The organism is Alteribacillus bidgolensis (genome assembly GCF_002886255.1).
Classification (GTDB): Bacteria; Bacillota; Bacilli; order Bacillales; family Marinococcaceae; genus Alteribacillus; species Alteribacillus bidgolensis.
Map to the genome: position 1 here is coordinate 2,128,297 of NZ_KZ614149.1, position 20,626 is coordinate 2,148,922.

The 20,626-nt window shown below is 39.6% G+C and carries 22 protein-coding genes; 6 read left to right on the forward strand and 16 right to left on the reverse strand.

The annotated features are described in order from the left end of the window. The first annotated feature begins 206 nt into the window (after positions 1-206). From CEF16_RS24390 to CEF16_RS24405, 4 genes are all read left to right on the forward strand, one after another. Positions 207-461, forward strand: coding sequence for an acetate and sugar kinases/Hsc70/actin family protein (locus tag CEF16_RS24390; RefSeq protein WP_091581676.1), 255 nt, complete (start codon positions 207-209; stop codon positions 459-461). Further along, on the forward strand, positions 437-643 hold the full coding sequence (locus CEF16_RS24395) for a hypothetical protein (RefSeq protein WP_245917828.1): 207 nt from the start codon (positions 437-439) through the stop codon (positions 641-643). Before CEF16_RS24390 ends, CEF16_RS24395 begins: the two co-directional genes overlap by 25 nt. A 185-nt stretch (positions 644-828) precedes the next feature. Further along, entirely contained in the window at positions 829-1,131 is a 303-nt protein-coding gene (locus tag CEF16_RS24400; protein ID WP_245917829.1) for a cell division FtsA domain-containing protein, read from the forward strand. Positions 1,132-1,141: 10 nt separating this feature from the next. After that, positions 1,142-1,621 (forward strand): hypothetical protein, encoded by a 480-nt coding sequence (locus CEF16_RS24405; protein ID WP_091581671.1) that lies wholly within the window; start codon positions 1,142-1,144, stop codon positions 1,619-1,621. Between the two features lie 558 nt (positions 1,622-2,179). Here the strand turns inward: CEF16_RS24405 and CEF16_RS10630 are convergent. The 11 genes from CEF16_RS10630 to CEF16_RS10680 all read right to left on the reverse strand — a co-directional run bounded on the left by CEF16_RS10630 (position 2,180) and on the right by CEF16_RS10680 (position 13,369). Beyond that, the gene (locus tag CEF16_RS10630) at positions 2,180-2,623 is read right to left on the reverse strand and encodes a YtxH domain-containing protein (RefSeq protein ID WP_091581667.1); all 444 of its coding nucleotides are present in this window, start codon (positions 2,621-2,623) and stop codon (positions 2,180-2,182) included. Positions 2,624-2,629: 6 nt separating this feature from the next. Further along, on the reverse strand, positions 2,630-3,085 hold the full coding sequence (locus CEF16_RS10635; protein ID WP_091581665.1) for a DUF948 domain-containing protein: 456 nt from the start codon (positions 3,083-3,085) through the stop codon (positions 2,630-2,632). A 359-nt stretch (positions 3,086-3,444) separates the two neighbouring features. After that, positions 3,445-4,746, reverse strand: coding sequence for a UDP-N-acetylmuramate--L-alanine ligase (gene murC / locus CEF16_RS10640; protein WP_091581662.1), 1,302 nt, complete (start codon positions 4,744-4,746; stop codon positions 3,445-3,447). Positions 4,747-4,921: 175 nt separating this feature from the next. Further along, a complete protein-coding gene (locus CEF16_RS10645; protein ID WP_091581660.1) occupies positions 4,922-5,590 on the reverse strand; it encodes a hypothetical protein in 669 nt (222 codons plus the stop codon). Positions 5,591-5,630: 40 nt separating this feature from the next. Beyond that, positions 5,631-6,725, reverse strand: a complete 1,095-nt coding sequence (locus CEF16_RS10650) for a nicotinate phosphoribosyltransferase (protein WP_091581657.1) — start codon at positions 6,723-6,725, stop codon at positions 5,631-5,633. A gap of 210 nt (positions 6,726-6,935) precedes the next feature. Next, positions 6,936-7,124: a hypothetical protein gene (locus CEF16_RS10655; protein ID WP_091581654.1), complete on the reverse strand. Its 189-nt coding sequence runs from the start codon at positions 7,122-7,124 to the stop codon at positions 6,936-6,938. Between the two features lie 189 nt (positions 7,125-7,313). Further along, positions 7,314-9,968, reverse strand: coding sequence for a DNA translocase FtsK (locus CEF16_RS24860; protein ID WP_281259166.1), 2,655 nt, complete (start codon positions 9,966-9,968; stop codon positions 7,314-7,316). Positions 9,969-10,110: 142 nt separating this feature from the next. Then, positions 10,111-10,728 carry a YtpR family tRNA-binding protein gene (gene ytpR, locus CEF16_RS10665; RefSeq protein ID WP_091581649.1) on the reverse strand — a complete coding sequence of 206 codons (618 nt, stop codon included), beginning with the start codon at positions 10,726-10,728 and terminating at the stop codon, positions 10,111-10,113. Positions 10,729-10,788: 60 nt separating this feature from the next. Further along, on the reverse strand, positions 10,789-11,586 hold the full coding sequence (locus CEF16_RS10670; protein ID WP_091581647.1) for a DUF1444 family protein: 798 nt from the start codon (positions 11,584-11,586) through the stop codon (positions 10,789-10,791). Positions 11,587-12,016: 430 nt separating this feature from the next. Continuing rightward, the gene (locus CEF16_RS10675; RefSeq protein WP_091581644.1) at positions 12,017-12,346 is read right to left on the reverse strand and encodes a thioredoxin family protein; all 330 of its coding nucleotides are present in this window, start codon (positions 12,344-12,346) and stop codon (positions 12,017-12,019) included. A 12-nt stretch (positions 12,347-12,358) separates the two neighbouring features. Next, positions 12,359-13,369: a PTS sugar transporter subunit IIC gene (locus CEF16_RS10680; protein ID WP_091581641.1), complete on the reverse strand. Its 1,011-nt coding sequence runs from the start codon at positions 13,367-13,369 to the stop codon at positions 12,359-12,361. Positions 13,370-13,504: 135 nt separating this feature from the next. Here CEF16_RS10680 and CEF16_RS10685 point away from each other — a divergent pair, with 135 nt between their 5' ends. Then, the gene (locus CEF16_RS10685) at positions 13,505-13,951 is read left to right on the forward strand and encodes a YtoQ family protein (protein ID WP_091581638.1); all 447 of its coding nucleotides are present in this window, start codon (positions 13,505-13,507) and stop codon (positions 13,949-13,951) included. 556 nt (positions 13,952-14,507) lie between these two features. Here the strand turns inward: CEF16_RS10685 and CEF16_RS10695 are convergent. Both CEF16_RS10695 and CEF16_RS10700 read right to left on the reverse strand, forming a co-directional pair. Then, positions 14,508-15,044: a DUF84 family protein gene (locus CEF16_RS10695; protein WP_245917830.1), complete on the reverse strand. Its 537-nt coding sequence runs from the start codon at positions 15,042-15,044 to the stop codon at positions 14,508-14,510. An 8-nt stretch (positions 15,045-15,052) separates the two neighbouring features. Then, positions 15,053-16,126 carry a M42 family metallopeptidase gene (locus CEF16_RS10700; protein ID WP_091581633.1) on the reverse strand — a complete coding sequence of 358 codons (1,074 nt, stop codon included), beginning with the start codon at positions 16,124-16,126 and terminating at the stop codon, positions 15,053-15,055. Positions 16,127-16,267: 141 nt separating this feature from the next. Here CEF16_RS10700 and CEF16_RS10705 point away from each other — a divergent pair, with 141 nt between their 5' ends. Then, on the forward strand, positions 16,268-16,573 hold the full coding sequence (locus CEF16_RS10705; RefSeq protein WP_091581631.1) for a PepSY domain-containing protein: 306 nt from the start codon (positions 16,268-16,270) through the stop codon (positions 16,571-16,573). A 219-nt stretch (positions 16,574-16,792) separates the two neighbouring features. Here CEF16_RS10705 and CEF16_RS10710 read toward each other — a convergent pair whose 3' ends face one another. From CEF16_RS10710 to CEF16_RS10720, 3 genes are read right to left on the reverse strand one after another with little or no spacing between them, the layout of a single operon-like run. Further along, a complete protein-coding gene (locus tag CEF16_RS10710) occupies positions 16,793-18,685 on the reverse strand; it encodes a PTS fructose transporter subunit IIABC (RefSeq protein ID WP_091581629.1) in 1,893 nt (630 codons plus the stop codon). A gap of 38 nt (positions 18,686-18,723) precedes the next feature. Continuing rightward, on the reverse strand, positions 18,724-19,644 hold the full coding sequence (pfkB, locus tag CEF16_RS10715) for a 1-phosphofructokinase (RefSeq protein WP_091581627.1): 921 nt from the start codon (positions 19,642-19,644) through the stop codon (positions 18,724-18,726). Beyond that, a complete protein-coding gene (locus CEF16_RS10720) occupies positions 19,641-20,396 on the reverse strand; it encodes a DeoR/GlpR family DNA-binding transcription regulator (protein ID WP_091581624.1) in 756 nt (251 codons plus the stop codon). The genes pfkB and CEF16_RS10720 overlap by 4 nt, the downstream gene beginning before the upstream one ends. Between the last annotated feature and the right edge of the window lie 230 nt (positions 20,397-20,626).

Consider the following 20,626-nt stretch of genomic DNA (forward strand, 5'->3'; position numbering starts at 1 on the left):
CACTCCTTAAGCTTAGTTTCCATTTTTTCTGTTATGTGTTACATTTCTTAGTGATTAGGGACTATTATATACGAAGAATCACTAGATGTCATCCCTTTTCACTTTATTAATTAAACGCTTTTAAGTGCTAAAGTAAAAATAGTTAGTATACCAACAGTTTTGCTGCTTTAGATATTTTATTTTTTTTTTGGAGGGCGATCCATTTTATGAAGGCTGGCGGTGAAAAATTATTCGCGTTGGATATCGGCACCCGTTCGATAACTGGTTTGATTTTAAAGCAGACAGATAAAGGCTATGAATTACTTGACATCGAAACGCGAGAACATAGAGAACGTTCTATGATGGGCGGACAAATACATAATATCGTTGCTGTTGCTAGTGTTATACAAGAAGTAAAAGAAAGCCTCGCAGAAAGACATGGAAAGCTGCAAAAAGTATGTGCCCCTGCAGCCGGCCGGTAATTAAAAACACAGCGAGCAAAAATGGAGATATTGCTTCACAAGCATCAATGGCAGAAAAAGAAATTGTTCCGCTTGAGCTCGGTGCAGTCCAAAAAGCACAACATATTCTAGCTTCTGAAACCCCGGAAGGTCAAAGCTTTCATTATCATTATGTTGGTTATTCATCGTCGCTTACTATCTAGATGACGAGGAAATCGGAAGCTTAATTGATCAGTCAGGGGAAACAGCTTCTGTCGATGTTATTGCAACGTTTCTGCCTAAAGTAGTAGTTGAATCACTATTAAATGCGCTGCAAAGAGCCGATCTTGTACTAGAAGCCTTAACGCTTGAGCCAATAGCTGCGATTAATGTATTGATCCCTCCTTCCATGAGAAGGCTTAATATTGCCTTAGTCGACATAGGTGCAGGCACTTCTGACATTGCCATTACCGATTTAGGCACTGTTACTGCTTATGGGATGGTTCCTGTTGCAGGAGTTGAAGTTACCGAGTCATTAAGTGATCATTTCCTGCTTGACTTTCCCGATGCGGAAATAGTTAAAAAAGAATTAACCACAGAAAAAGAAATTAACATTATCGATATTTTGGGGATGGAAACAACGAATTCTTATGAAGAAGTTTTGCAGCCTAACGCTAAATGGAAAGCCTCCCAAGGCAGTTATGCTTGTTAGGGGCGGCAGCATGACTCCAGAAATTGTTCAACATTTCAGCGAAGCTCTAGGCCTTCCTGAAAACCGTGTCGCTGTTAAAGGAATTGATGCTATTAAAAACCTTTTCTACCACCAAACGAAGCCTGGTCCAGAGCTTGTTACACCTGTGGGAATAGCAATAGCAGCCAAAGAACATCCAGTAGAATACATCCCTGTTAAAGTAAATGAAAAATCTTTAAGATTATTTGACGTTAAAACCTTATCGATTGGAGATGCCATATTAACATCAGGTCTTTCAATTCCAAAATTGCACGGTAAACCTGGGGCTGCCACGGTCGTTACATTAAACAATCAACTAGTCACTGTCCCTGGGACTCGCGGTGAACCACTGGTTTTATTAAAAAATGGAAAAGCAGCTGATTTTAATGACAGTATCTCCTCTAATGATGAAATTATGGCAGAAAAAGGAACAGACGGGGCACCAGTAAACGCAACATTTAAAGAGATGTAGATATAAGCAAGACACCGTTTCAGCAATAGACATTATTAAAAGATGGAGAACCTGCTGCTTTTTCCGACGAACTCGCAGGCGGAGAGCATGTTGAACTTAAACTTGTTTATGCATAAATGAACACTGTGATAAAGGAAATGCAGCTACACTCTAAAGGGACACCTCGGTGCAGCAGAAAAATGAAAATAGGTATCCGTCATTAAAAAATATAATTTCTGGATAATAAGAAAAGCGCAAGCTCCCTTGTCAGCCGACAGGTAAGTGTTCTACAGGCAATAAAGGTGATCTTACTTCCACAGGATGTGCTGACTTTTGTGTTGCGAGCACGATGTTCGCGATCCTAGCAAAAGTTCCTTAAACCGTCTTGGGCCTCCGAGATGCTGAGCGCTGAAGCTAGACATCAAAGCGCAAAATTTTATACTTTCCTATCTAATTAGAAAAACTCAGTTTACCGCCAAGTCGACATGGCAGAAGTCGTAGTTTTGCTTATACTTAAACATTCCTTAAGTACAAAATATTCCGCAGACGTGAATATCTGCGGAATTTTTATTATTTTTCTTATCGGTTGGCTTGCTGCTCTACGGATGTTTGCAATTCTGTGACGTCCTCTTTCACACTTTCAGACATTTCTTCTTCAGCTTCATCTAAATCATTTGAAAGCTCATCAGCTAACTCATCAGCCGTTTTCTCTTCGTTTCCATTTAAGGATTTCACATTAGAGGTTGCTTCTTTCACACGGTCATAGAGCTGAGTAGATTGATCCGAGACATTTCTTGCAAGATCTGAAGATTTTTCTCTAGCCAATGTAGCCCATTCTGACCCTTTTTCATACGCGTTTGTAGTAAATTCACTCGTTTTTTCACGGGCAGATTGGGCACCTTCTGTTAAATCGCCCCTTAGCTCTTTTCCTGATTTTGGAGCCAGCATTAATGCAGAACATGCTCCAATTATTCCGCCAATAAGAGTCCCTATTACAAAATCCTTCGTATTCATATCTGACATGAAACATCACCCTCCTGTAGAATAAGAATTTTCTTTTCGTTTTTCCTCTTTTTCCTGCTTTTTCGTTTGCCATTTTGCATAAAGGTCAATTGCTGCATTACCCCACTGAATGGCTTGAGCTACTTGTTCAGACTGCTGTTTAGATTGGCGGGATACTGTCTCAGACATATCACGAAAAGAGTGGTTAATAGAATCAAGCGAGTCTCCAACATTTTTAAGAGATGCAAACAAACCGTTCAATGATTCGGTTTTATGCTGTACATCTTCTGCTATAATATTGGTTTTTTGAACTAACTGTTCAGATTCTTTTGTAATTCCCTGCATTTGAGTTTCAAAGCGTTCTAGGGTTAATGATACTCTTTCCATGGTACCCGTTGCTGCTTTTAACGTTTTAATCACATAAACGGCAAGCGCTGCTATAGATAATGCTACAATAAATACACTTATGTAGATGATTTCCATTGAACGATTACACCTCCCTATTTGAGTTTACCACTTTTTCTTGATTCTGAAACGTCGATTATTTCCCCCAGCCATATCGCATCTATTTCATATATTTAGTTTTCGATAGGGAACTTCTTAAATCCTTCTTATCCGTTTAGAAAACTTGGTTGATACAGTTCATTACGCAGAAATCAGCAAACCAGAAAAGGCAGCAGCTTCCCTTTTCTATATTTCTCTAGACAGCTGCCGAGTCCTATCTGCGGAAGACGTAGTTTTACTTATACTTTGATCCTTTAACAAAGTTAAACATTCCTAAAGTGCAAAGAAAATCCGTTTCCTGCTTTTCAGATAACAGCAGAAACGGATTATTCAATGCTTTAATCGGTTTTACTTTTTTCGTATGCATCCTGAAACTTTTGTATATCGCCTGCACCCATAAATAGAAGAACTCCATTTTCATGAGAAGTGAGCTGATGAATATCTTCTTCTGAAATAATTGCAGATCCTGGAATTTTATCTTGTAAGTCTTCAATGGTAAGGGAACCTTTTTGTTCCCGAGCAGAACCAAATATATCACACAAATATACGTGATCAGCAGCTTTTAAACTTTCTGCAAACTCATCTAAAAATGTTTGCGTTCTTGAGAAAGTGTGCGGTTGAAACACAGCTACAATTTCCCGGCCGGGATACTTTTGCTGAGCTGATTCCAACGTGGCTCTTATTTCGGTAGGATGATGAGCATAATCATCTACAAGTATCTGCTGTCCAAATTTTTTCTCCGTAAACCTCCGTTTCACCCCTGGAAAGGAAGCGAGCTGTTCTTTCATTACAGAAGCTGGAACTTCTTCATAATGACAGAGTGCAATAACTCCTAAAGCATTTAACACATTGTGCCTTCCATATCCTGGAATAGTGAACGTCCCATACCGATCGCCACGGATCTGTACATCAAATGTTGTGCCGTTTTCATCGTATTGAATATTGTCTGCATTAAAATCATATTTCCCATCAATGCCATAATACATAATGGGAACGGGAGCATTCAAAGTTTGCAAATGTTCATCGTCTCCACAAGCCACAATTCCTTTTTTTACCTTTGTTGCCATTTTTTGAAACGCAGAGACAACATCATCGATATCTTTAAAGTAATCGGGGTGGTCAAAATCTATATTCGTCATGATCGCATAGTCAGGCTCATATTGAAGAAAGTGGCGTCTGTACTCACAAGCTTCAAACACAAAAAAACTGCTGTTTTCTTCACCTTTTCCCGTTCCATCTCCTATTAAGTAGGAGGTAGGTTTGTATGCACCCAAAACATGAGAAAGCAGTCCGGTGGTAGAAGTTTTTCCATGAGAACCTGCAACAGCTATAGATGTAAATTGTTCAAGAAACTGCCCTAGAAAATAAGGGTAGCGCTGTACTGGAATTCCAAGCTCTTGCGCCTCTTTAACTTCTACATTATCTTCACCATAGGCAGCTGAAGCAATTAATGTTTGATCTTTTTTTATGTTGTTTTTTTGAAAAGGATAAATAGGTATTCCTTTATTTTCCAAAGGGATCTGCGTAAAAAAACGCTTTTCCACATCGGAGCCCTGTACTGTCAAATTCATATCATGAAGGATTTGAGCAAGCGCACTCATTCCTGATCCTTTTATGCCTATAAAATGATAGGTTGTCATAATTATGGCCCTCCATCTCATCCTACTGCCCGTTTATTTAAACAGGCTCCAAACACATCGAAGTTTCCTTCTAGGTTTGTTATGTAACTGTGTTTTTTTGCGCTTTTCCTATTATATCAGAAACATTCATCCGCTCCAATAAACGAAATACAACAGCAAACAGTTTGTCATTCTTTTAATATTTCTCATCATCAGTATATGTCATAAGAGAAACTCCATTTTCTTTCATAAATCGCAGGCGCTGGTGTTCCTCTTCCTTTGCTTGAATGGTATCCCGCCAATGCAAGATTATGCTATTATCCTGAGGTAAACGCAATGGAATAACCGGGCTTATTAATCGATTTTCAAACCCGCAGCAAATAGATCGCGTTAGAAAATAAGGTGCAGATATATCCAATGATATACTTGAGTCCTTTAAAATAGTCAGCTTTTTCTTCTCATCTTTTAACCATGTTTTTGCTGTCAGCGCAGATTCTTCTTTCTTTACAAGTTGATAGGGCTCAAGTGAAGCGGTAAGCATGAGGCCGCTTAATTGGACTTTAGCAGAAGACAATTGGTCCGCTTTCTCCTTTACATACATATCGAACAGCCTTGTGCCTATAATCGTGATATAGTCAAAGACAAACCAATCTTCAAAATATTTCTTCCACGGCCAGCTTTCTATCTGCTCTATTGAACATCCTGTCTTTTTTGAAAAAAGATGTTTGGCTCTGACTTTTTCCCGTAAATTTGTGTGATAAGCAAGCCATTCATCATAAGAGTGGAGTAAGTCTTTTAAATCCCTATCAGCTCGTTGTTGTTTACTTTTACGATATTCTTTAAAATCAGGTAGTTCCGGAGCCATATTCAAGACCCCTTTCCGTGCTTTCTTATCATGTTGGTTTTCAAACTTTTTCCAAACGGGGATTTCCCCTGTATTTTCGTCCTGCTTTTGCTTCGTGACGACCGTTTAGTTTTACATTGTCACCAGTAAAACCAATATTTATTTTCAACAAGCTGCTTCCTACACCATACATATCAACAGGCACATTCTGCTCTTCATATTCCTTTATTCTATTCACTGTGAAGCCTCCGCTTGCCATGATTTTCACATGATCGAATCCTTCCTCATCAAGAGAACGCCTTAAAGCAAAAATCAATTCTGGGTTAACGCCACGAGGATCAAATGCTCCCATTACTTCTGGATGACGGCAGAAATAATGGTCGACAATGTTATTAGAAGTATCAAGCCGGACACCCTTTAAATGTTCTCCGAATTCACGGGCAACTTTTAAAGAATCATTAATCACATCATTGTTATAATCAACCAAAGCAATGAGATCATCTTCAGGGTATGTTTCGGTGTACGCTCTTGAGGAAGCAACAATGTCACCTTCAAACAATTGTATTAAAGCATGAGGCATCGTGCCCATACCTCTTTTTCCCCACCATTCACTCATAGCATGGGTTGCTTGGGCTTTGGAACCTCCTATATAAGCAGCATATCCATCTCCTGCCTGCTGTGTAAAATGATCATCTCTGTCACCCATAAAAATTACAGGTTTTTGCTTTCCTGATTGCCTTGCTGCTTTCACCACATTATATACATTTGTAGCGACAGATGTGCGGCGTGCAAAAATGCCATCTATGATCCCTTCTAAAAACCCAAAATCTTGATAAGGTCCCGTAATAGTCAGTACCGTTTCAAATGGCTTTACTTTATCTCCGTCTTCAAGCGAGTAAATTTCTAACTCATCTGGATTTTTTGAAAATGTTTTAATGAGCGCTATCACTTCATCCGTTCCACAAAGAACAGCATGCGACTTTTGAAAAAACTGCATCGTAACAATATCGTTTGATTTATATTTCTCGGCAATTTCTCTCGTTTTCAAAAAATAAACAGCAGAAAACCAGCCTGACCTTACCCGTTCATCAAATTTAAATGTTTTATTTGTTAGTCTTTTTATTTTTCCTTGCATTTTTAATTCGATTTCTTTCATGTCCCTACTCCTTGTTCTTCCTGTTATGTTTATATATTACTTGCCTGCATATCAGAAAAAGCTGCCTCAAAAGAAGGCATGCTTCAAAAGACTGCCTTCCCTAAAGGATGGGCCCTCTTTTCCACACGCGCTCTATACTTTTGAGACAGCCCCGGTGTTTTGCTGCTTTTGTTTCTGTGCGAAGAAGCTAAAATTAAACACATTTCCTAATTAATGGGGCACAGAACTCTTGCCGCGTTCCATAATAACAGCCTCTACGATTTCTTGTACATCTGTTTCGCTAACATCACGCAAACCATCCTGAAGAACAATTGGTACGTTTCGTTCTTCTTTTTTCAACAATGCTAAACCTTGCGGGTACATAAATTCCAATAATACTTCAAGCTGAATCTGTTCCATAAGAGCTCCTCCTTTATTTAAGAAGTCGACTTACGTAAAAATTCAGCCTTTACTGCATATCTTGCTGCATCGGAAGTTATATATATTAGATTGTCAAAAGGCTGGCTTGATGCAATAGATCTGTGTCACTTCCTATCATATAGAACCTTGAAGCGAATGACAAGAAAAAAAGGCTTAAAACTTTAGTCACTATGTTAGTATATTTTCTTCTATTTCGTGATATGACATTAGAACTCGGCGTGGTTTGCTTCCCATCGATTCCGAAATAATCCCTCTGTTTTCCATCATATCAATCAATTTGGCCGCACGATTATACCCTATAGAAAATCTCCGCTGCAAAGACGAAGAAGAAGCACTTCCCTGCTCTGCAATAAATTTACAAGCCTCTGGAAATAATTCATCACCGCTTTCTTCCTGATCGACTTTTTTCATTAAGTCATTTCGATTAAACATGTAAGAAGGTTTTCGTTGTTTTTTTATAAAATCAGTGACAGCGTCTATTTCTTCATCGGTCACAAACGTTCCTTGAACTCTGACCGGCTTTGGCGTGCCATTTTCATGGAAAAGCATATCCCCTTTTCCGATCAGTCTTTCCGCTCCTCCCATATCCAAAATAGTGCGAGAATCTGCCTGAGAAGATACAGCAAACGCTGTCCGGCTCGGGATATTAGCTTTAATTAACCCGGTTATAACGTCTACGGAAGGGCGCTGTGTTGCTAGGAGCAAGTGAATTCCGCAAGCTCTCGCTTTTTGAGCAATGCGGCAGACAGCATCCTCCACGTCCTGAGGTGAAACCATCATTAAATCAGCCAATTCATCGATAATAATAACAATATAAGGCATCTTTAGTTCTGGGCAGCCCTGCTGTACCATACGCTCATTGTATTTTTTAATATCTCTTACTCCTTCATGAGCAAGTTTTTCATACCTTCCTTCCATTTCTGAAACTGCCCATTTTAAACCAGCAGTTGCTTCTTTCGCATCGTTAATAACAGGCGTAACAAGATGAGGAACTTCTTTAAACGAAGCTAGTTCTACCATTTTAGGGTCTATCAGCATGAGCTTTAATTCCTCTGGAGAAGCCTTATAAAGTAAGCTGAGCAGGATGGAGTTAATACATACACTTTTCCCTGAACCCGTGGCACCAGCAATTAATCCATGAGGCATTTTTTGCAGGTCAGCTACAATAGGGGTTCCTGAAATATCAAGCCCCATTGCCACCGTTAAAGGTGATTCACTTCGGGTGAAAACGTCTCTTCGTAAAATTTCTCTTAAAAATACAGGCGTGCTTTCCGAGTTCGGGACTTCAATGCCAATTGCATTTTTTCCAGGAATAGGAGCTTCCATTCTCAAGTCCTTAGCAGCTAAAGCAAGTTTGATGTCATCCGTTAGATTGGTAATTTTATTAACCTTTACTCCAGGTGCAGGCTGTACTTCAAATCTAGTCACGGAAGGTCCTTTTGTTACATCAACTACTTTTGCATTCACATTAAAGTTATGAAGAGTTGCTTCTAATTGATCTCTTTGCGCCTGCAAAGCTTCCCCGCCGTTATCTTCCTTTTTCGGAGGGACATTTAATAAGTGCAGCCCGGGAAATTGGTATAAACCGTTATAGTTGTTCGTTTTTGCTCCTTTTTTATGCTTTTTATATTTATCACTAGGATACATCAAGACATTAAAAGGAATGCTTGGTTTTTGCTTTTTATTCATTTTTTTCTTATTTTCATCTTTTTTATCTGCTTTATCTCTCACGGAATGATTTTCAACACGAGTTTGTTTTGCAGTTTCAGGCTTGCCCTCTTCTTGACCCGGTACAGCCTTTTCATTCTCTTTTGAATATTGGTTAACACTAGAGGGTTTTTCATCTTCAAAAGCTTCACGGCCGCCTTTAATGGAAGACGTTTCCTCCGTGACTAGAACTGGTTCACTGCTGTTTTTTTCTTCCGCTTCCTGTTCTTCTATCCTTTTGTTCTCTATGTCTTCAAAAACCTCTTGTTCATTCTCTTTTGAATAATAGTTAACGTCAGAGGGTTTTTCATCTTCAAAAGCTTCACGGCCGCCTTTAATGGAAGACGTTTCCTCCGTGACTAGAACTGGTTTACTGCTGTTTTTTTCTTCCGCTTCCTGTTCTTCTATCCTTTTGTTCTTTGCGTCTTCAAAAACCTCTTGTTTATCATTATAAAAAGACAAAAAGGCCTCTTCAGAAACAATGACAGGCTCGCTTTTATCTTCATTGGGTTTAGGTTCTGGCTCTTTTCTAATTTGTTCAGATAAAGGCTCAATCGATTCATTTTTCTTTTTCAAATTTTCAGGATGAAGCGGGACTTTTTCAAACCCAAAAACGGGGGAGGGAATATCTTCTGGCGCAAAATCATTTCCTTGGAAATACGTCCGTTCTGTCTGTTGTTTTGTAAATGCTTCACTAGAAGATACTTCTTTTTCTTTTTCCGTATACTTTCTTTTTTCCTCGGTTTCCGTTTTATTATTTGTTTTTTCTGCCTGCCGGCCGAATGACCTGCTTTGATTAGAATGTTTCGTATCCGTTGTTGTAGCAGACACTTCTGATCTGGAAGTAGTCGTTCTTGATGGTCTTTTCTGCTCACGATAGTTTGTCAATTTTGTTTTTTTATCGTCCACATCCATTGGAAAACGAAACTTTCCTTGTTTAGGGTATTGGTGAAATATTTTTGCACCTGATTGTTGATCATGTAAAACGCGCGGTTTGGCTTCTAGTTTTTTTGAAGAATTAGAAGCCGTCGTTTGCTGAGAATAATGTGCTTCTTTTTCCTCGCCGAACATAAAATCTTGTAATCTTTTTATCATTCTTTGAAAGGAACCGGCCATTTTACCATCTCCTTTTTCCATAATTAACCATTATGTAGTTATATCTGTTAGCTGATCCTTATTTTAATTGTAAAGGAGCAGGAAAAAAACCACTAGCCCCTGCCAGTGGTTTTTGTAATATCCTACCTTTGCATCAGCCGGTTCAACGGTGATATTGAAGCAAAAAGTCGCTTCCAGTCTCATAATGATCGTCTAATACGAGAATGCCCTTTTCTTTTGGTGCGTCCGGCAGTACAAGTTCTTTAGCTGAACAAATCATTCCATTAGAAGCAACACCGCGCAGTTTGGATTTTTTTATTTTCATTCCTGTAGGCATTACTGCTCCTGGAAGTGCAACAACTACTTTTTGTCCTTTATCAACATTTGGAGCCCCGCAGACAATTTGATGTGTTTCCTGTCCAGTTTCCACTTGACATACACTTAATTTATCTGCATCAGGATGTTTTTTCTTGTCTTTTACCATCCCCACTACAAAAGAAGGATTTGCCGGAAGCTCTAATGTTTCTTCAAATCCGTTAACTTTCAAGGCTGTTTGTACTATATCAATCAGTTCTCCAGTGACAGGAAGCATCCCGGATTCTTTGATGTTTCCGTACTCTGATACGTTGAAAATATTATAGCCTGCGGTTTCCCTGCTATCTTTATGATAAAGTTTTGCTGCATCACCTTTTCGTTCCACTGCTCGTCTATCTTTATCAATTTCTTTAAGTGAAACGAGGAGTGTATCTCCAATTCCTTGCTTGTTATAAAATACATTCATCGTAGCTCTTATCTCCTTCATCTCATCATTTCCGTTTCATATTCTACCATAACCTCATATTTATTTCTGAGGTTTTTTGCGGGCGAGGATGAAAATCGGCTCTAATTTTTTATTTTCATACAAAAATGGGAGAGCTGTAATAGGAACCCGTCCATTGGAAAAAAAGCGAAAAGCGAGCTGACCGAGAATATCATACCCTTGTTTGTTGCGAATATCTGCAAAAATCAGTACGTCCTGATGCGGTACAGCAACCGCCGTGTCCCCTTCCATTTTTTTATTCATTTCTTCTACGAAATTTTCATTTAAAAGACGGCTCGCATCGTAACCATCGTTTGTGTTTACAAAGTAAAAGATATTGCCAGCAACTTCATCGGTCTTATAGGAAATTTCTACTGCACGAATATTAAAGAGCGCTGTTTCTTTTATCTGATCTATTGTGTATTCTTCTTGCTCGATTGTTTCCTTTTCAAGCATGGTATAGGCTTCGCCCATATCAAGAGCATAATAAATTCGTGTTTCCGCAGTATGTTCCGTGTATAAAAGCTCCTTGCCATCCTTTGTTTCTGTTGGAAAGGAGGTGGAACGAATAACGGGAAATATATTTTTTTCTTTTCCTTTAAGAACCACTGCTCTTTCCATCGCTTCAAACGATCCATTAATATAATGAACAGCATCCTCTAATGCCTGTTCTTTATTTTTCTCATGCTTTGCGAGCAGCTTATTTAAATCTAATTCCACCCCTTTTTTTAAGGCGGTATGATCTACACGTAACATACTTTTTTCTTTATCAAAGGTAAAAGAACGATTTTTACCGGCCAAGCGTTTTTCTAATTTATTTCGAAATTCAGTAATATCCACCGAGCATCCTCCTTCAACTTTCTTCCTGAAAAACGACCATATTAAGCTTGTTATAGTTTAACATGCCTTGAATATTCATAAAAACGTTCTGCCCATATTCGTTCATATCTAAAAATAGTTCATAAGTTTTAATTTTTAGGTTTGAAAGGGTACTATCAATGATGCGTAATTTTATGCCCTAGTCTTTTGTTTCATATGAATTAATACCAATAAAGGATGAGATTACATATGTCATTTTATAAGCGATTAACCTTTCGTTTCATTTTAGGCTCGCATTATTGTTTAACCAGAAAAACATTCGTACTGCCCTTAGTTTAAAGATGATTTCTCTGAAAATGAAACGTCTTCTGCTTCTTCATCAGAAGAACCATCTTTCGTGCCTGTTTCAAAAACAGCTTAAAAAACTCGCCGTCTGGCGAGTTTTTTGTATTTATTGATCTAAATGGATTTTCGTTTCATTTAGAAATTGCTGCACCTCATCGGGTGTTTTCTTCGTTTTACTTACAAAACGATGTATTTCTATTCCTCTATGAAAAGCAATAAAACTTGGGATTCCAAATACATCATATTCTTGACAGACATCTATGAGACGGTCTCTATCAGCATGATAAAATGCAAAATCATTATTTTCTTTTTCAATTTCCGGTAATACCGGCTCTATCACACGACAGTCAGGACACCAGTCAGCAGAAAACATCACAACAGTCCTATCTTGGCTTATTACATCCTCAAACTCTGTCCGTTCCTCAATATTTTCCAACAAGAGAACCTCCTATCCTTGGTCTAACTTCATATCTCCTAGTGTAATCCAATTTCGTTTTCTCATCCACTCAGACAAAAGAAGACTTACAATGGCAGGTCCGATAATATGTAATAGAATAATTCCCCATAAAACATGAGAAGTAAAACCCATTACCGAAAACGTCATAATCTGTCCAACTAACCCGCTCGTTCCCATCCCTGCTCCAGCTGCATTATTTTCTAATAAAAATACCATCGTGGAAAGCGGTGCAAATACAGCCCCAGCTGCTGTAGGCGGGATTAAAATAAGCGGATTCTTAATGATATTAGGAACTTGCAGCATAGATGTACCAATCCCGAGAGCCGCAAGACCTGCTATACCATTTTCTCTGTAGCTGCTCACAGCAAAACCAACCATTTGTGCAGAACAGCCAACTGCTGCAGCACCGGCTGCGATGCCTTCAAGTCCTATCATAATAGCAATGGCGGCACTTGAAATAGGAGCTGTTAATGCAAGCCCCATTAACACAGCTACTACAATGCCCATAATAAAAGGCTGTTGGTCTGTCGCCCACATAATAAGCTCCCCAAACCCAATTAATCCTGTATTAATAACCGGTCCTAGAAAATAAGCAATAGAAAACCCTGAGCCGATGGTGACAAAGGGAGTAACAATAATATCAAGCTTTGTTTCTTTAGAAATGAGTTTTCCAATCTCCACAGATAATAGAGCTGCAATAAATGCTCCTGCTGGTCCTCCGAGCTCAGCTCCCGCCGCGCCGCTTACGATTGCCGAGAAAAGTATAAGCGGAGGTGCTTGTAAACCATAGGCAACAGCTGCTCCAATAGCAGGGCCCATTAAATCCATAGCTAATGTTCCCATCTTCATAAAAAAAGACCATTGCAGCTGTTCTCCTATAGTATTAATAATTAATCCAATAATGAGCGATGAAAACAACCCAAGTGCCATATAGCTTAACGCTGTAACCGTATATGTCTTTACAGATAGCTTTACACCTTTACGTAAAAAAAAGGACTTCATCGTTTACCCCCTATGTAATCGCATGTGATGATTTTCACTTTCTTTCATCATCATACCTCGTTTGCATTTTCATAAGCAAGAATATTATGATTTAATTATTAGATTTTTTACATACAATGTAGAGGAGGAACTAAAATGGAATTAAATGTTTACTTAGCAGGACAAATTCATGATGATTGGCGAGAGGAGATTCGTCAAAAAGCAGAAGAAATGGAGCTGCCTCTTCATTTTACCGCTCCAATGGAAAACCATGATCGTTCCGATAACATCGGAGAAGAAGTTATCGGACAGCAGCCAGATAAGATATTAAAAGATGAAGCGGCTTCTAGTTTAAATAATCTTCGTACCCAAATATTAATGCAAAAAGCAGATGTTGTGATCGCTTTATTCGGAGAAAAATATAAACAATGGAATACAGCTGTGGATGCAGGTACAGCTGTCGCTTTGGGAAAACCGCTCATATTGATTCGTCCGCAGGAACTTCATCATCCCGTAAAAGAAATTGCTAATAAAGCTCAAGTTGTAGTAGAAACAAAAGAACAAGCATTGCAGGCATTATCATATGTATTTGAAACAAAATGATAAGAAAAGCGCAAGTGCCCTGGTCAGCCGCGACAGGTTCTGGAGCTTTCGCGCAGGGTCGCCTGCGGCCCGGAGTCGAAAGGGAAGAAACCCCGAGCGGCTGGGCGCTGAAGCTAGACATCAAAAACGCCAAAATGTATACTTTCTTACCCAATTAAAAAACTACGGTTTCCGCCAAGTCCAAATGGCGAAACCGTAGTTTTTCTTAGATTGCCGGTACCAGCATCCGATCACTTGACAAATAGATAGTTTATCGACTTTTAACTAAGGGACAGACTGCTTTTAAAAAGAGCTAATTCATAAGTCAGTTCTCGGCAAGCCGCAGCTGGAATATACTCGCTTTTACCCTCAGGTCACAAGTAGAGACATCTACTCCAGCTCACTTTGCTCGTTCTCATAGTGTCTTCTTTGCCGCTTACGGCGGTTCAGCTTCCTTGTGAGCAAAACCTTTACTGCGGGGTCTTCACACTGTCGCTTTCTCCGCGCAGGAGTCTCGCATATATTCCAGCTAGATAACCACCATATCCTAACTAACCTTTTGAGAAGCTCCCTTTTGTTAGGACTTATTTAGTTTTTGCGAAAATTTCCATTGTCCATACAATAACCATACAATGTGAGCAAACATATCCGCGCGCGATATGAAACCGTTAGAAAAAATGCCAACCGCACCTTCGTTATGGCTGACTCCTTTCTTATTGGTGTATGCCTCCATCATTGTTTTTAATTCTTCGCCCTTATAAAGACCTTCTGCGACCTCTTCCGGCAAAAGAATCTTAGCACCGGCTGCAGTAAATAGGCGGCCCTTTTCATCAGCAAGTGCTCCCCAGCTGCACAAATATAAACCATCTTCCATTGGCTCAACACCGCCTTCAAGCCCAATTCCAATGACTGCATCCATGGCAAGGGCTGCTTTTGATCTGTGGACTGCTCCTTTTTTAGTTTCTTCCTCAGAAAAAGGCTGATCAGACACAGCAGTGTCCACGCTGTACCCTTTTACAATATACTCTTCCCTTGGGAAAACATTTGCGGCAGCTTGTATTTTTGCGTTGTTTTTTGAGCCTATTGCTATTACTTTTTCCATATTTCTTGCCACTACTTTCTTTAAACACCTTTTCTAATTTGCTCGACCGTACTTGTGTCAGTCGTCTCTACCAGTTTCACGATTAACTCTTTGGCAGCTGCATAGTCATCAATGTGAAGAATGGAAGCCGACGTGTGAATGTACCTCGAACAAACTCCTATCACAGCGGACGGAACACCTGCATTAGCCATGTGAACACGCCCAGCATCGGTACCGCCTTTCGAAACGAAATACTGATAAGGTATATCATTTGTTTCTGCTGTATCAAGTACAAATTCACGCATTCCATGGTGTGTCACCATTGTTCTGTCAAAAATACGAAGCAAGGCTCCTTTACCAAGATGACCAAATGCATCCTTTCCTCCAGTGGCATCATTTGCCGGACTTGCGTCTAATGCATAAAAAATATCTGGATCAATCATTTGAGACGACGTAGCTGCTCCTCTTAACCCGACTTCTTCTTGAACAGTGGCACCAGAATATAAAATATTCGGGTGGTCTTTTCCGTACAGTTCTTTTAAAAGGTCAATAGAGAGACCGACCCCATAACGGTTATCCCATGATTTAGCTAGAATTTTTTTCTTATTTGCCATCGGTGTGAACGGACAAATAGGAACAATTTGCTGACCTGGTTTTATGCCTATATTCTCCGCATCTTTTTTATCATCTGCTCCAATATCTATGTACATTTTTTTTAACGGCATAGGTTTTTTTCGCTGCGCTTCTTCAAGTAAATGCGGTGGTGTGGAACCAATAACACCTACTACAGGTCCATTACCGGTCATAACCTGTACACGCTGAGCAAGCAGTACCTGACTCCACCAACCTCCAAGTGTTTCAAAACGAATAAGTCCTTTTTTATTTATAGACTTCACCATGAAACCAACTTCATCCATATGTCCGGCTACCATTACCTTTGGACCGCTTGATGTTCCCTTCTTGACACCAAAGATGCTGCCTAATTTGTCTTGAACTATGTTATCACTGTATTTTTCCAATTCACTTTTTAGATAGTTTCTGACGTCATGTTCAAATCCAGGGGCTCCCGGAAGCTCTGTTAACGTTTTAAACATTTCCTGGGTTTCTTGATTCATAACAGTCTCCTTTCTTATTCTATTACATATATTTTACCGAAAGCCCCTGTTTATTTCTACTATTTTAAAGATTGTCGTTTGGAAATTTGTTTGTTTTAGGCTATACTTGAGAGAAAGCAAATAGGAAAGGCAGGTATATGTATGAAGGTAAGAGATATCCTTATTGGAGCAGGTATTGGCTTTTTAGCAGGTTATGCACTTAAGGAATATGCTGGCGGAGAACAAATTTCTCCTGAAAAAGCACTAAAAACAGTTAAAGAAAACATTCAGGATCATATTCCTGTCAACGGTTCCTGGATTCATATGACAGCAGAAAATTATAAAAAAGACGACTTGGAGTACAAAGTCTACCGGGGCGGTATTTCAAGCACTAAAGAAGGCGAAACTAAGCAAATGGATTTTATTGTAGATGCAAAAACAGGCACTATCTTAGAACTTTCCTCATAATAACCAGCAAAAAAAGGGCGTGGTATGTTTAAACCTCGGCCCTTTTTAACACTGTTCAGTTTAACGTTGAAACAGTTGGAAAAACTCGGTTTGCCGCCAAGCCTTATGACGGAAGCTGTAGTTTTACTTATACTTTGACCCTTTAGCAAAATTAAATTTTCCTAATAAAAACAAGGCTCTCACCATTAAACGAGGTGAAAGCCTTGTTTTTTCTATCACTTATGAACGTATCGGCCTTTTTAAAAATCCTACTAATAAAGCTGTTACCACTGTACCAATCAAAATGGCAAGCACATACAGCCAAGGACTTCCTCCTTGTATAGCAGGAATAACAAATATCCCTCCGTGAGGTGCTGGCAATCCATTTCCAAATAACATCGCAAATGCTCCAGCAGTAGCAGAACCAGCTATAATCGACGGAATAACCCGGCCTGGATCTGCAGCTGCAAATGGAATAGCGCCTTCTGTTATAAAGAAAGCTCCAAGAAAATAACTTGAAAAACCTGCATCTCTTTCTTCTTTTGTAAATTTCTTTTTAAATAAAGTTGTAGCAAGGGCAATTCCAAGAGGAGGCACCATCCCGCCTGCCATAATAGCAGCGTGCGGAGCGTAATTCCCAGCATCAATCATAGCAATTCCAAAGGTAAAGGCTGCTTTGTTGATAGGACCTCCCATATCAACTGCCATCATACCGCCTAAAATGAGGCCTAAGATAACAATGTTTCCAGTTCCCATGCCATCAAGCCAGTTTTCTAAAAACGTATTAAAAATGCTGATTGGTTCAATAATGACAAAATGCATGAGCATCCCGACGATAAATATGCTCAACACGGGATAAAATAAAATCGTTTTAATGCCGTCTAATACTTTTGGCAGCCCTGCTAATGCTTTTTTAAGCAGGATCACTACATAACCAGCAAGAAAACCGGCGATCAAACCGCCTAAAAATCCTGCTCCCCCTGTCGTGGCCATCAAACCGCCAATCATACCAGGAGCAAAGCCTGGACGGTCTGCAATACTCATAGCGATAAAACCAGCAAGTACAGCTACCATTAAACCAAACGCATTTTCTCCGCCAATAACACTTAACGCTTCTGCAAACGGATGATAGCTTGGATCCTCTGGATTGGCCGCATTAATTCCAAAAAAGAAGGAGATAGCGATTAATACACCGCCGCCGACAACGAATGGCAGCATGTTAGAAACACCATTCATTAAATGTTTATAAAAGCCTTTTCTACCGCTGCTGTCCCCTGAACTTTCCTCTTGGCCTCCGCCAGAAGCTTTGTAAATAGGAGCTTCACCGTTTTTAGCCTGTGTTAACAATTCTTCCGGGCGGCGAATCCCGTCTGTCACCCCTTTTACTAACACTGGTCTACCATCAAAACGGTCCATTTCTACTTTTGTGTCAGAGGCAACAATAATAGCGTCCGCTTTTTCTATCTCTTCGGCGGAAAGACGATTTTTTACTCCGTCAGACCCATTGGTTTCGACTTTAATGGATAAGCCCATTTCTTTTGCTTTGTCTTTTAAAGAATCTGCTGCCATGTACGTATGAGCGATGCCTGTTGGGCAGCCAGTAACAGCAAGAATGCTTGGAGTATCTGTATCTTTTTCTTCCGCTCTGCTTTCTTCTGTTTCTTCTTCTCCTAATTTCTCTTTTTCTTTTTTGTCAATCAATGTAATAATTTCATCTTCTGATTCGGCATGAATCAGGTCACTGCGAAAAGACTCATCCATTAAAAGAGTAGACAGTCTTGACAGTGTCTGCAAATGATCTTCATTTGCACCTTCACTTGCAGCAATCATAAATACAAGATGTGCAGGCTGTCCATCAAGCGATTCATATTCTGCTCCATTTTTTGAACGCCCAAATGCAATCGCTGGTGTTTTTACGGCAGCTGTTTTTGCGTGCGGAATGGCAACCCCTTCCCCAATTCCAGTTGAACTCTGAGCTTCGCGTGCAAGAATAGCTTCTTTAAAATCAGCCTTGTCGTTTAGTCTGCCTGCTGTATCCAATTTTTGAACAAGTTCATCAATGACCCCGTCTTTTGTAGTAGATTCAAGATTTAATACCATCGTGTCTGTTTTTAACAGCTCGGTAATCTTCATCGATTTCACCTCTTAAAAAATATACTGAAAAACACTTATTACTCATTTAAAACTGCTGTTTTAATTTCTTTATTAATTTGTACTACCTCTTCTTTTGTACAAAATGTTTCTGAAAAAGCAGTGGCACTGCCGGCCGATACAGCAAATGCCAAAACTTCGTCTGGATTATTAGACAATAGATGTTTAGCGATAAAACCTGCTACTAAGGAATCTCCAGCGCCAACGGAATTTACAGCTGGACGTTCAGGAGGTTTTGCTTGATATGCTTCATCGCCATGTAAGTAAACAGCACCTTCGCCGGCCATCGAAATAACGGCATGAGAAATGTCAAAGTCATCAAGCAGCTTTTTCCCGTATTGAACTGCTTCTTCTACGCTTGAAATAGAAACGTCATACAGTTCTGCCAGCTCTAAATGATTCGGCTTCACAAAATAGGGGCTTGCTTCTAACGCTTTTGTTAAAGCTTCGCCGCTTGTATCCAGGTAAACCCGAATGCCCTTCTCTTTCAATCTGATCATAAGCCTCTTGTACGTATCAGGTGGAAGCATGGATGGCAGACTTCCTGCCACTACAAGCTGATCTTCATTATCAAGCAGTGCTAATCTGCTTTCTAAGGAGCGTATATCATCTTCAGATATAGAAGGGGAAGCCCCGTTTATTTCAGTCTCTTTTCCGCCTCTAATTTTTACGTTAATACGAGTATCTCCATTAACCCTCACAAAATCCGTATCAATGTTTTCTTGCTTGAGCACATTTTCAATGTAGTCACCGGTAAATCCACCTGTAAACCCTAACGCAGTACTTGAAACCCCTAATCTTTTCAAAACGCGGGACACGTTAATCCCTTTTCCACCCGGATATTTCAACTCATTTTTGGTGCGATTGATGCTGCCTTCTGTAAAATCAGCAACCTCCACTACGTAATCAAGAGCTGGATTCAATGTCAGTGTATAAATCATACATTCACAACCTTTACTTCTGTTTCTTGTTGTAATGTTCGCAGCTGATCAGCTTCTGCCTTACTTGATGTAATAATATAAGCTTTCTCAATAGGAGCGACGCTGGAAAAAGAAACTTCCCCTATCTTAGAATGATCTGCAAGAACATAAGATCTAGACGATAATGTAATAGCTGTTTTCTTTACTGCCGCTTCATCTGGATCGGGAGTCGTAAAACCCTGTTTGGCGTCAATCCCGTTCATTCCAAGAAAGCAGGCATCAAAACGAAACTCTTTCATCGATTCTACTGCTTTGCCGCCAGCTAAAGCCGCTGTATTAGGTTTTGCTTTTCCGCCTGTCACATACGTCTCAATTCCTCGCTCTAAAAGCAGAGGAACATGTTGAATCCCATTCGTTACAACTATTACTTGTTTGCCGGCTAAAAAAGGTATCATTTCTATGGTTGTCGTTCCTGCATCTATGAATAAACAATCTTTTTGTTCAATAAGAGCACTGGCAGCGGCTGCCATCGATTTTTTTTCCGCTTGGTTTACACTCTTTTTTTCAGACATACTTGGTTCTTCTGTTTTACGTTTAGAAAGGGAAGCCCCGCCGTGTAATCGTTTAATATAATTTTGTGATTCTAAATCAGTGAGGTCTCTTCTTATGGTAGATTCAGATGCTCCGGTTGCATTTACTAATTCCTGAACCGTGGCTATTTCCTGCTTTTCGAGAACAGATAGTATAGCTTCTTTCCTTTCTATATTGAGCAAGGATTATGACACCTCCTTCCTTCTTATGGAAAACGCTTACTCGTTTATATCTCTTTCTAGTATATAATCGTATCCGTTCAAAATCAATCACGAATAATCATAATTCCGTTGTATATGATTGGAAACAATCAAGTAATTCTTATGACAAGTGCTATAAAGTGGTAGAAAATTCGACTTGTCAACCATGTAAAGGCAAACACCTTAGAAAAACTCGGCTTGCCGCCGAGTCC